This window comes from Thiobacillus denitrificans DSM 12475 (genome assembly GCF_000376425.1).
Lineage (GTDB): Bacteria > Pseudomonadota > Gammaproteobacteria > Burkholderiales > Thiobacillaceae > Thiobacillus > Thiobacillus denitrificans.
Map to the genome: position 1 here is coordinate 58,441 of NZ_AQWL01000012.1, position 10,378 is coordinate 68,818.

Sequence of the window (10,378 nt, forward strand, 5' to 3'; positions counted from 1 at the left end):
GTCAGTGTCCCCGTTCTGTTGTAACGGAGAGAACCGTGACATATCCGCTGTTTATCGCATTTGTGGCCTGAAATGGCCCGGTGAATCTGGTAAAGCCGCTTGTTTTTCGCAAAAAAACCGCGCAAATTGGTGTTTTTGTAGGACAAAATCGTATTGCAAAGGCAGTTTTTACTGGTTTCTGGCTAAATACGGCTGCTTGGTCGCTGTTTTCGCCAATTTTCTTTGAATATATGGTGCGTATGCCTCGTTTTCGCCATCCGGCGTGAACGTAGTCGAAATAGGCAATCGCCTGCAATCCCCCAAAATCAAGCTTCATTGTTTTTCTCCTAGCCCCAACTCGGTAATGACGCTTCCGAACATTTCATCGACTTCAGCGGGGTCGAGCTGAAAGGCCACGAACAGTGCGGCTCCGCGGTTAATGAGATCGAGGAGGGTGCGTTCCATCTCGGCAATGCTGGCAAATTCGGTCGCGTAACTGCCATCAGGGTTGCGGGTGATCATGACTTCGCAGAGCAGGGCCATCAGCAAGCCAATGGCGCCGACGCCGCGATGGAGGAACCAGAGAAAATGCGGCCACTGCCGTACCAGTGTGAGAAAGAACGCCCTGACTTCAGGAATTTCGCAAAGCTCGCGCGAATCGCTATCGTAGCCCCTGACCTGGAACATGAGCGATGCTTTGAACCGGCGCATGTTCTCCTCGGAGTCTGTCAGCACATGGAGACGCTCAAGCACGCTGCTAATGCGAGAGGCCTCGACTTCCTGGCGCGTGATGTCGAGAAGGATGAGTCCTGGTTCCGTCGTCTTGGCCAGCCCGTCCGCGTCGAGAATCTGAACCTTGATCCCATTGATCGCGTTCATGGGTGGATCTCCCAGGCCGTGTAGATGCAACGGTCAGGCCGGTTCTCGAAGGTGTCGTACACCACACCATCGATTACCGCGAAAACGTGCTTGGCGACCCGACAGATGTAGCGGCCAGACCGGTACGTCTCGCAGAACGCCTGAGGATTCATTCGCCGTTGTCCCTTTGCGGCAGGGAAAGCAATCTTGCTGACGCAGGGCTGCGCATTGAGCCACTTCGCCAGGTCGAACCGTTGGCTGCATTTGCGGCCGGCGGTGGCCAGCCGATCGTAGGCCTCGTCGTATGGGATGGCGAGTGCCAGGGCGACGGCGCGAACCGTGCAGTCAACCTTTTGGCGGGGGCGCTTCGATTGTGCGCGGCCCGCATCGTGGATAATCCATGGGTAACTCATAGCGCGCACCCCGACATTTCTTCGGCGTGGTTTTGGCTCCGGCTTGCCCAGTAGCCGCTCGCAACCCTTCGAACGTTGGCCAGCGCTTCCCCGGGATTCTCAAGCTGCAAGCCGTAAATCGGGTCGCCAAATCGCCTCGCTTCGCGCTGTTCGTTGAGCTCGTCCGCCTGGGCTTTTGCTTCCAGCCAAGGAAGGCCCGTTCCAATGACTTTGCGTGAACTTCCAAACCCTGTGCTGAGGTATACCGTGTATCGCGCAACCGCTTGATGGCTTTCGCGGTACATTTTGAGGGCCTGGTCGGTTTCGCTCATGGTGCGTGACCCTCCTGTTCCGTTGCCTTGGTCAATCATTTTTCTAGCCTATTCCAGCACTTGGTACGGGACGGGACTTCCCGGTCTCGGCACAATGCTGCCTTATCTCGTCAAATTCCAGCCAGATCACGACACCTTCGAAGTCGATCTTGTAACTTAGGTTCTCGTCATCCTCGTCTATCTTCAGGACAATGCCTTCGTCCCCGGTGTAAAGCCCGTGCTTTGCCATGTCGTCAACGACCGCGATGACGTCGCCAATACTCAAGTACCCCTTATGCGCGTTTCCGCCGCCTTCCTCGGGCGTGTCGTCGTCAGGGAAAAAGTCGCGCAAGGACCTCTTCTTTTTGGCCCTTGTAGGCTTCTTGGGCAGCGGGTTGGCGAGACGGTGCATCCTGAAGTGCCTCAGCTCGGCGGCAGACACCTTGGGCAGGCCGCGCACCGCATCGTCCCAATGGGCCGCTCGATCCGGGTCTGCAATAAGTCGGGACAGGTAGTTCTCCGTGATTCCCCAACGGTAGGCGACATCAACGAGCCTCCAGCCGAAACGCTCTATGTGCCGACGAAAGGCCCCTGGGGTGAGCCTCGATAATTCCTTGGCGTTACTTCCGTTGCTGTTCCTGATGTCTTGTGACATTAAATTTGATAGGCCCCGGTTGCTATTCGTGGTGACTCATACCCGTCGCATTCCAAAAAACGGCCGACCCGCCCATTATCTATTTCATAGAAGACAGGTACGTCACTGGTAAGTCCTTGTCTTTATTACGGACTTGCCGATTATAGGCCAACGGCGGCCGCACAACACTACCTTTTTTCTGGACTCATTGTAGCTTCTAAATGACATTATTACAATATTGTCGTTTACGGCTTGCAAATGATAATAAAATATGGATAATACATAACAGATATTACAAGCGTGGATCGTAGGCATTTCGCCGAAACGCACGATTTGGGTATCAAGCGCGGAGCAGTCGATCTGTATGCTGTGTCTCCGTATAGACCGTGCAGAGCCAAGGTTGGCGAAGCACAACGTAGCCGGCCGGGACGGTCGGTTTTATTGAAGGAGCATGTGAAATGGCAAGCGTGAACAAGGTGATCGTTGTTGGTAACCTGGGCCAAGACCCCGAGATGCGTTACCTCCCCTCGGGCGATGCGGTGGCGAATTTCTCCGTCGCTACCACGGATACGTGGAAAGACAAGGAAGGCAACAAGCAGGAAGCTACCGAGTGGCATCGTTGTTCGGTGTTTGGCCGCACCGCCGAGGTCTGTGGCCAATATCTCAAGAAAGGCAGCCAGGTTTACATCGAGGGCGGCCTGCGCACCCGGAAATACACCGACAAGGAAGGTATCGAGCGCTACTCGACCGAGATTCGCGTCGATCAGATGAAGATGCTCGGAAGCCGTCAGGGCGGTGGTCAGGCTGATGGAGGCAACGCCCCGCGTCAGGCCCAGCCCAGTCGTAATCAGGGCCAAAACAATGGCGGCGGTCAGCGCCCTCAGGCGCAAGGCAGTGGTGGCAATGGGCGTCCTGCCAGCAGCGGGTTCGATGACATGGACGACGACATCCCGTTTGGGTCAAACAGCATCGGCCATGACGTGATCTGGCGCAAGCTGAGCCGCACCCGCGTGGTTTAAGCGGTCGTTCAATGACTCCGGTTGGCCGTGTGGCCGCCGGAGGTAGAGCCACACCTTATAAATGCACTGATCTAAAAATGGTGAAATCTCATCAAGTTCTGTCCGGTGCCATGGTGCGCCGCCTCATGCGCAAAAACCGTGTCTCCATTGCCGGTCTCGCGGCGAAAAACCAGCTCACGCGAAAGCGCGTGCGCGAGGTGCGGAAGAACGGTATTGAAGGATTTCTGGCTGAAGAATGGTGTTGTCTGATCACCGGGAAGAAGCCTGGCTGTCCGGCTGCGTAACGGAAGGACGACGAGAAGGAGATGGTTTTGCCCTACACAGTAACCCCTGAAGACATGTCGTCGATCACCGACGTGGAATTGGCATTCAGCACTGATCGTCTGCTCCCGGTCTGGGAAGACATCCCACCTGAATTCCGCACCGGCAACCTCTACACGAAACTGGCAGAGGCGATCTTCTTCGGGTGGGACTTGCCTACGTGCCAGATCGACATGAAAGCCGGTTTCGAACCTGAGGCACTCAACCGGACCGTACGGGCGCACCTGCAATCATTTGGCCCGAAACACCAACACAAGATCGCCGGAGTGGGATACATGATCGCGCAAGCGGCGGTACTGTGCTAGCGAGTGGAATGACAGGCGACTTGGCGGATTGAAATTGGCACCAAACAAAGAACACGATTGAGCGGAAGGACAGCGAGCAAATGGCAAAGGACTACAGCGCAGCCTCGATCAAGGTGCTCAAAGGCCTTGAACCGGTCCGGGCCCGGCCCGGCATGTACACCCGGACCGACAACCCCCTCCACGTCATCCAGGAGGTCATCGACAACTCGGCGGACGAAGCCCTCGCTGGGCACGCTTCGCAAATTGGCGTCCGGTTGTGGCTGGATGGCTCCGTCACCGTCAGCGATGATGGCCGCGGCATTCCCGTCGAACCTCACCCCCAGGAAAAAGAACCCACTGTTGTCGTGGTGCTGACCCGTCTGCACGCCGGCGGCAAGTTCGACAAAACCACCGGCGAAGGGGCCTACGCATTCTCTGGCGGCCTGCATGGCGTTGGCGTGTCAGTGACCAATGCCCTCGCCTCTCGTCTTGCCGTGACGGTCAAGCGTGACGGCCACATCAACGAGGTCGAGTTCGTTGACGGCGGCAAGATTGGCAAAAAGCTCTCGGTGATCGGCAAATGCGCCAAGAAGGAAACCGGCACGACGATCCGCGTCTGGCCCGACCCCGCTTTCTTCGAGTCAGCCAAGATCCCAGAGCGGGAGCTTGCGCGCCTGCTCCGCGCCAAGGCCGTTCTTCTGCCCGGGGTGACTTTCAGGCTGGAAATCGAGCGCCATGACAGCGTCGACGAGCGGGTTTTCTGCTACCAGGGTGGGCTGTCCGACTACCTGGCGGAGCAGGTGCCTCCGGATGATGCCGTCGTGCCCGTGTACGCGGGCGAGGCCTACGCCGACGGCAACAACGGATTTGCAAAAGGCGAAGGCGCGGCGTGGGCGGTGACCTGGTCGGATTCCGCCACTTTTTCTGAGTCCTATGTGAACCTGATCCCTACCCTGCAAGGCGGAACTCACGAGGCGGGCCTGCGCGCCGGCGTGTTCGAGGCGGTCAAATCCTTCGCCGAGCATCACGCCCTGTTGCCCCGCGGCGTTCAGCTGCGCCAGGAGGATGTGACGGGACGCATGTCCTTCGTGCTCTCCGCACGCCTACTCGACCCCCAGTTTCAGGGCCAGGTGAAGGAGAAGCTGAATTCGCGCGAGGCCGTGAAGCTGGTGTCGACCATGTGCCGAGACCCCTTCGAGGTTTGGCTCAATGCCCACGTCGAGCATGGTAGGACCATAGCAGAGATGGCGGCCAAGGCGGCTGCAGCACGACTCAAATCTGCCCAGAAAACCGAGAAGAAAAAGACTTCCGGCGTGGCCGTGCTCCCGGGCAAGCTGTCCGACGCCGCCACGGACGACCCAACGATCCGCGAGCTGTTCCTCGTGGAAGGCGACTCCGCCGGCGGCAGCGCCAAGCAGGCGCGCGACAGGGAGACCCAGGCCATCCTGCCCTTGCGCGGCAAGGTAATGAATTCCTGGGAAACCGACCCCAATGCGCTCTACGCCAACAAGGAAATCCACGACATCGCGGTGGCCCTCGGTGTGGAACGGCATGGGCTGGACAGCAACCCAGACCTCTCAGGCCTGCGCTACCACAAGGTCGTGATCATGACCGATGCAGACGTGGACGGTGCGCACATCTCCACCCTGCTGCTCACGCTCTTCTTCCGGCACTTCCCGAAACTCGTGGAGCTTGGCCATATCCATGTCGCGCAACCGCCGCTGTATCGGGTGGACGTGCCGGCGAAGGGCAAAAAACCGGCTCGACGGCTCTACGCACTCGATGATGGAGAGCTGGTTGCGATCAAGGATCGTCTCTCGCTGGACGGATTCAAGCCAGAAGCCCTCGAGGTCGGTCGCTTCAAGGGTTTGGGTGAGATGAACCCGCCTCAATTGCGGGAAACCGCCATGGACCCCGCGACCCGCCGCGTGCTGCCCGTGCTGGCCACGCCGGACGAAATGCGCGAGGCGCTGAAGCTCTTCGACATGCTGATGGGCAAGGGTGCAGCCAGTGAGCGCCGCGAGTGGATGGAAGCCAAGGGCAACCTCGTCGAGGCTGACATATGACCGGGGATTTAGGCAGGCAAATTGGCGCCACCCGCACAACACACTAACTGAAATGGACAACAGCAATATGCCATCGATCGATTTTTCCCAGAGCGAACTCGTCGAGATCAGCGACGCCATTACTGAAATGATTCGGAAGACGCTGGCCGACGGCGATGCCGAAATGCACGAAAAGAAGTACGGCACGCTGACGCTGCTGCAGGAAGCGCAAGGAAAGATCATGCCGGTCGCCTTCGGATTTCATCCCGATGAAACGATGTGGGGGCCGGAACAGACGAAACGCATCGTCAAGGTCCGCCAGAGACAGGGACTTCCTGACAAGGCAACCGAAACCGAACGGAAAATGTGGGCAGCAACCGTAAGCCGCCGGTAGGCACTGGCCGGCTCCACTATCAGTCGAAGAAAAGGCTCAACACAATGAGAATCAGTCGAGAACAAATTACTTCCATGCTGGAATTGCAGTCCGGGATGAACGCCAAGGTCAACAGCGCCTGGCTGGAAGCAGGCTATCCCTACTTGCGCGCCGTGGTGGTAGAAGGCGGCGAGGCCATGGAACACCAGGGTTGGAAATGGTGGAAACATCAGGAAACCGATTTGCCCCAGGTCCAGATGGAATTGGTGGATACGTGGCATTTTCTGCTATCGGCCATCCTCATCGAGTCGCGTGGGGATATCGAAGCTGCAACGGAATGGGTGGACAAGCGCATCGCCGCCCTGGACGGTCCAGACGGCCGCAAGGCTTGGATCTTTGACAAGGAATACCGCCTCGACAGCCTGGGCCTTATCGACAAGCTGGAACTCATGATCGGCTTCTCGGTGTTCCGCAAGATCAGCATCCCGCTTTTCAACGCCATCCTCGAAGACTGCTCGATGGACTGGAACGAGCTCTACCGCCAGTACATCGGCAAGAACGTGCTCAATTTCTTCCGGCAGGACCACGGCTACAAGACCGGAAGCTACCGCAAGCACTGGCATGACGGGCGCGAAGACAACGAGCACCTGGTCGAGGTGATCGACGAGATTGTCGATGTCAGCGATGGCTACCGGGACAGGCTCTATTCCGCACTGAAAGTGCGTTACGAGATTGGAGGTCAGGGGCAATGATCCAGGCTGAGGACATGATCACGCTGGACCTTTTCGGGGATTCTGACGACAGCGCAGGGCAGCCCCCTGCCCCGCCGTCAGCGAATGACGGCGGTTTCGGTGGAGGGGACAGCCTCCCCCTGGGGGCCTATGCGGAACGCTGCTACCTCGCCTACGCCATGAGCGTGGTGAAGGGCCGTGCGCTGCCCAATGTCGAGGACGGCATGAAGCCTGTGCAGCGCCGGATTCTGTACGCCATGCGCGAGATGGGCCTGGGCTCGAACACCAAGCACGTGAAGTCTGCCCGGGTAGTGGGCGATGTGATCGGCAAGCTGCATCCCCACGGCGACCAGTCGGTCTACGACGCCATGGTCCGGATGGCACAAGGATTCACTCTGCGCTATCCCTTGATCGATGGCCAGGGCAATTTCGGGTCGCGCGACGGAGACGGTGCGGCGGCCATGCGCTACACGGAAAGCCGCCTCACCCCGATCGCCGAACTGCTTTTGTCCGAAATCGATATGGGCACGGTCGATTTCGTGCCCAATTACGACGGTGCCTTTAAGGAGCCTGCCCTGCTCCCGGCGCGGCTGCCGATGCTGCTGGCGAACGGCGCATCAGGCATTGCCGTGGGGATGGCCACCGAGGTCCCGCCCCACAACCTCCGGGAACTGGGGTCGGCCGCGATCGCCATCCTCAAGAAGCCGAGCATTTCACTGGATGGGGTGCTGGCCCATGTGCCCGGCCCCGATTTCCCGGGCGGCGGACAGATCATCACGTCGGCAGCCGACCTGCGCGCCATCTATGAGTCCGGACGCGGGAGCGTGCGTGTTCGTGCGCGCTGGACGGTGGAACAGCTCGCCCGTGGCCAGTGGCGAATCGTCGTCACCGAACTGCCGCCGGCGGTATCCACGGCCCAGGTGCTGACCCAGATCGAGGCGCTGGCCAACCCGCAGCCCAAGGCGGGCAAGAAGGATCTGTCGCCGGAACAGAAGAACCTCAAGCAGGCGACCCTTGCGCTGCTGGAAAACACGCGCGACGAATCGGATGAGCAAAACCCGGTGCGCCTGGTCATGGAGCCGAACTCCCGCAACCAGGACCCTGAAGCATTCATGCGCTTCTTCCTCGCTCAGACCGGGCTGGAAACGAATGTGCCGGTCAACCTCACGGTGATCGGACGCGACGGCCGTCCAGGCCAGAAAGGGCTGGTAGCGCTTGTTGCCGAATGGGCGGGCTTCCGGGTCTACACGGTGCGCCGGCGCAGCCAGTACCGGCTCGAACTCGTGAACCGGCGTATCCACATTCTGGAAGGCCGCATGATCGTCTTCCTGAACATTGACGAGGTGATCCGGGTGATCCGGGAATCGGACGACCCCAAGGCCGACCTGATGGCCGCCTTCAGTCTCACGGAGGTGCAGGCCGAGGATATTCTGGAGATCCGTCTGCGCCAGCTGGCCCGGCTCGAAGGCATCAAGATCGAAAAGGAGCTCAAGGAGCTCAAAGCGGAGGGGAAAGACCTCAACCAGATCCTGGGCGACCCGGATGCGCTGACGTCCCTCGTGATCGAGGAAATCCGGGCCGACATGAAGAAGTACGGCGACGATCGACGCACCCTGATCGAGGAATCCCAGTCCATCACCGCCTCTGCTGCAAGCGAGGAATCCATCGTCGACGAGCCGGTGACGGTGATCGTGTCCCGCAACGGCTGGCTGCGCACCAGGCAAGGCCACGGAATCGACAGGACTTCCATCCAGTACAAGACCGGCGACAGCGAAATGGCCGTGATCGAAACACGGACGGTAAACCCGCTTGTCCTGCTCGACAGCGCTGGGCGCACCTACACGCTTCGAATCACCGACCTGCCCTCGGGGCGCGGCGATGGCGTGCCTTTCACGAGTCTTGTCGAACTGGCCAAGGGGGCAAAGCTGGTCTTCGCCCTATCCGCGTCCGCTGAATCACGATGGCTGGTGTCCACGACGGTCGGCTATGGGTTCATCGCCAAGTGTGCTGACATGGTTTCGCGGCAGCGCGCCGGCAAGGCTTTCCTTACGGTCGATGATGGCCATACCCCCCTCCCCCCGGCGCCAACCACGGGCGGTTGGGTTGCGGTTGCTGCCTCCAGCGGCAAGGCGCTTGTCTTTGCCATCGAGGAGGTGAAGGAAGGCAGTGGCGGCAAGGGCGTGCAGCTGATCAAGCTCGACGATGACGAGAGGATGACCGCACTCGCCGTGTTTGACGGACAGACACTTATTGCGGAAGGAGCCGCCAAGGGCAAGCGCGGCGGCAGCCTCAAGCTCTCAGGAGAAAGCCTGGAGCGCTACCGGATCCACCGGGCCAAGAAGGGGTGCCTCCTCGAAAAAGGCATGGTGGCGAGCAATCTTTCCGGAAAGGAAACCTGATCCATGGCCGCGAAAAAGCTACCGGCGAGTTTTCATGCCGAGGCAGGACGGCTGCAATCGGTCCATACGGACACACGCTTGCTGGCCAATGCGATCGCTACCCTCCTCTGGCAGTACGGCGAGAAGCCGAGCCCGCAAAAGGTGCTGCAGTACGCAGGTCAGGGTTCCATGGCCACCATCCACGACGAATTGAACAAGTGGTGGGACGCCTTGCGAGAGCGGGATATGGTGAGGATCAACAATCCCACCGTGCCGCAGGACCTCAACGACATGGCAGGCAGGCTCCTGGGTGCCATGTGGGAGGAGTGCATGGCGCGTGCCAACGCTTCCCTGGAGGACCAGCGCCAGCAAGCAACAACCCTGGTGTCGGTCGCCGAGGACCGCGCTCAGGCGGCCGAGGACGAAGCACTTCGTCAAAAGCAGGCCGCGGAAGAAGCCACCAAACTGCGCGAGGGCGCGGAACAGGCGCTTGCGGTCGAGCGTGCTGCCAAGGATTCCGCTTTGGCCGGTCAGGAGGAATGGCGCCAGAAAGCCGAAGCGACCAACGTAGAGATGGAACGGCTGCGCGGCCTGCATGCCAAGGAATTGTCGGAAGCACGCGCTGATTTCACAAAACAGCTTGATGCAATGCGGCAATCGCTGAAGGATGCTGAATTCCAATACAACGAGATGCGCAAGCAGAACATGGTTGAGATGGATGCCATGCGGACCCGTGCCATTGAACTTCGAGAGGCTACTCAGAAGGCCGAAAAGGCACTTGCCGCGGCGCAAGACAACGAGCGCTCACTCTACAGGCAGCAGAACGAGCTAAACGACAAGATCACCGTGTTGTCACGGAAAAACGGTGAGCTTGCAGCACGTCTGGAAACCGCCCAGGCAGACACCACCCGTCTTAAAAAAGACTCCGAGACTCGCCATCAGGAGCAACAAGGCTTGATCGAGATGTTGCGAAATCAGCTTGAGCAGTTGATGCCGGCGGCTGAGTTGCGTGAGCTTCTCAAGGGAATCAAGCAATAGTCGCCTGAGCATCCA

The 10,378-nt window shown here is 59.3% G+C and carries 13 protein-coding genes; 8 read left to right on the forward strand and 5 right to left on the reverse strand.

Going from position 1 to position 10,378, the window contains the following annotated elements; genetic code table 11:
• Window position 1 precedes the first annotated feature (1 nt).
• The 5 genes from B059_RS21130 to B059_RS21265 are packed head-to-tail and all read right to left on the reverse strand — an operon-like array spanning window position 2 to window position 2,195.
• On the reverse strand, window positions 2-316 hold the full coding sequence (locus B059_RS21130) for a hypothetical protein (protein WP_169333088.1): 315 nt from the start codon (window positions 314-316) through the stop codon (window positions 2-4).
• Window positions 313-858, reverse strand: coding sequence for a chlororespiratory reduction 6 domain-containing protein (locus B059_RS0115570; RefSeq protein ID WP_018079180.1), 546 nt, complete (start codon window positions 856-858; stop codon window positions 313-315). The genes B059_RS21130 and B059_RS0115570 overlap by 4 nt, the downstream gene beginning before the upstream one ends.
• Complete coding sequence (locus B059_RS0115575) at window positions 855-1,250, reverse strand: hypothetical protein (RefSeq protein ID WP_018079181.1); 396 nt, start codon at window positions 1,248-1,250, stop codon at window positions 855-857. Before B059_RS0115575 ends, B059_RS0115570 begins: the two co-directional genes overlap by 4 nt.
• On the reverse strand, window positions 1,247-1,561 hold the full coding sequence (locus B059_RS0115580) for a hypothetical protein (RefSeq protein ID WP_018079182.1): 315 nt from the start codon (window positions 1,559-1,561) through the stop codon (window positions 1,247-1,249). The genes B059_RS0115575 and B059_RS0115580 overlap by 4 nt, the downstream gene beginning before the upstream one ends.
• Window positions 1,562-1,604: 43 nt before the next feature.
• Complete coding sequence (locus B059_RS21265) at window positions 1,605-2,195, reverse strand: hypothetical protein (RefSeq protein WP_018079183.1); 591 nt, start codon at window positions 2,193-2,195, stop codon at window positions 1,605-1,607.
• 437 nt (window positions 2,196-2,632) lie between these two features.
• Between B059_RS21265 and B059_RS19390 the strand changes: the two genes are divergently transcribed.
• The 8 genes from B059_RS19390 (at window position 2,633) to B059_RS0115625 (ending at window position 10,363) form a co-directional block, all read left to right on the forward strand.
• The gene (locus B059_RS19390) at window positions 2,633-3,193 is read left to right on the forward strand and encodes a single-stranded DNA-binding protein (RefSeq protein WP_018079184.1); all 561 of its coding nucleotides are present in this window, start codon (window positions 2,633-2,635) and stop codon (window positions 3,191-3,193) included.
• 77 nt (window positions 3,194-3,270) lie between these two features.
• The gene (locus B059_RS0115595; protein ID WP_018079185.1) at window positions 3,271-3,477 is read left to right on the forward strand and encodes a hypothetical protein; all 207 of its coding nucleotides are present in this window, start codon (window positions 3,271-3,273) and stop codon (window positions 3,475-3,477) included.
• 27 nt (window positions 3,478-3,504) lie between these two features.
• Window positions 3,505-3,819 (forward strand): hypothetical protein, encoded by a 315-nt coding sequence (locus B059_RS0115600; protein ID WP_026177583.1) that lies wholly within the window; start codon window positions 3,505-3,507, stop codon window positions 3,817-3,819.
• Window positions 3,820-3,899: 80 nt separating this feature from the next.
• The gene (locus tag B059_RS0115605; RefSeq protein ID WP_018079187.1) at window positions 3,900-5,864 is read left to right on the forward strand and encodes a DNA topoisomerase IV subunit B; all 1,965 of its coding nucleotides are present in this window, start codon (window positions 3,900-3,902) and stop codon (window positions 5,862-5,864) included.
• 52 nt (window positions 5,865-5,916) lie between these two features.
• The gene (locus B059_RS0115610; RefSeq protein ID WP_018079188.1) at window positions 5,917-6,237 is read left to right on the forward strand and encodes a hypothetical protein; all 321 of its coding nucleotides are present in this window, start codon (window positions 5,917-5,919) and stop codon (window positions 6,235-6,237) included.
• A gap of 44 nt (window positions 6,238-6,281) precedes the next feature.
• Window positions 6,282-6,968, forward strand: coding sequence for a dUTP diphosphatase (locus B059_RS0115615; RefSeq protein WP_038059022.1), 687 nt, complete (start codon window positions 6,282-6,284; stop codon window positions 6,966-6,968).
• Window positions 6,969-6,982: 14 nt separating this feature from the next.
• On the forward strand, window positions 6,983-9,346 hold the full coding sequence (gene parC, locus B059_RS0115620) for a DNA topoisomerase IV subunit A (protein WP_038059073.1): 2,364 nt from the start codon (window positions 6,983-6,985) through the stop codon (window positions 9,344-9,346).
• A gap of 3 nt (window positions 9,347-9,349) precedes the next feature.
• A complete protein-coding gene (locus tag B059_RS0115625) occupies window positions 9,350-10,363 on the forward strand; it encodes a DNA-binding protein (RefSeq protein ID WP_018079191.1) in 1,014 nt (337 codons plus the stop codon).
• The last annotated feature ends 15 nt before the right edge of the window (window positions 10,364-10,378 follow it).

Bases quoted from the DNA above. Each gene is read 5' to 3' on its own strand.
- B059_RS21130 (WP_169333088.1), bottom strand. From the start codon at position 316: ATGAAGCTTGATTTTGGGGGATTGCAGGCGATTGCCTATTTCGACTAC.
- B059_RS0115570 (WP_018079180.1), bottom strand. From the start codon at position 858: ATGAACGCGATCAATGGGATCAAGGTTCAGATTCTCGACGCGGACGGG.
- B059_RS0115575 (WP_018079181.1), bottom strand. From the start codon at position 1,250: ATGAGTTACCCATGGATTATCCACGATGCGGGCCGCGCACAATCGAAG.
- B059_RS0115580 (WP_018079182.1), bottom strand. From the start codon at position 1,561: ATGAGCGAAACCGACCAGGCCCTCAAAATGTACCGCGAAAGCCATCAA.
- B059_RS21265 (WP_018079183.1), bottom strand. From the start codon at position 2,195: ATGTCACAAGACATCAGGAACAGCAACGGAAGTAACGCCAAGGAATTA.
- B059_RS19390 (WP_018079184.1), top strand. From the start codon at position 2,633: ATGGCAAGCGTGAACAAGGTGATCGTTGTTGGTAACCTGGGCCAAGAC.
- B059_RS0115595 (WP_018079185.1), top strand. From the start codon at position 3,271: ATGGTGAAATCTCATCAAGTTCTGTCCGGTGCCATGGTGCGCCGCCTC.
- B059_RS0115605 (WP_018079187.1), top strand. From the start codon at position 3,900: ATGGCAAAGGACTACAGCGCAGCCTCGATCAAGGTGCTCAAAGGCCTT.
- B059_RS0115610 (WP_018079188.1), top strand. From the start codon at position 5,917: ATGGACAACAGCAATATGCCATCGATCGATTTTTCCCAGAGCGAACTC.
- B059_RS0115615 (WP_038059022.1), top strand. From the start codon at position 6,282: ATGAGAATCAGTCGAGAACAAATTACTTCCATGCTGGAATTGCAGTCC.
- parC (WP_038059073.1), top strand. From the start codon at position 6,983: ATGATCACGCTGGACCTTTTCGGGGATTCTGACGACAGCGCAGGGCAG.
- B059_RS0115625 (WP_018079191.1), top strand. From the start codon at position 9,350: ATGGCCGCGAAAAAGCTACCGGCGAGTTTTCATGCCGAGGCAGGACGG.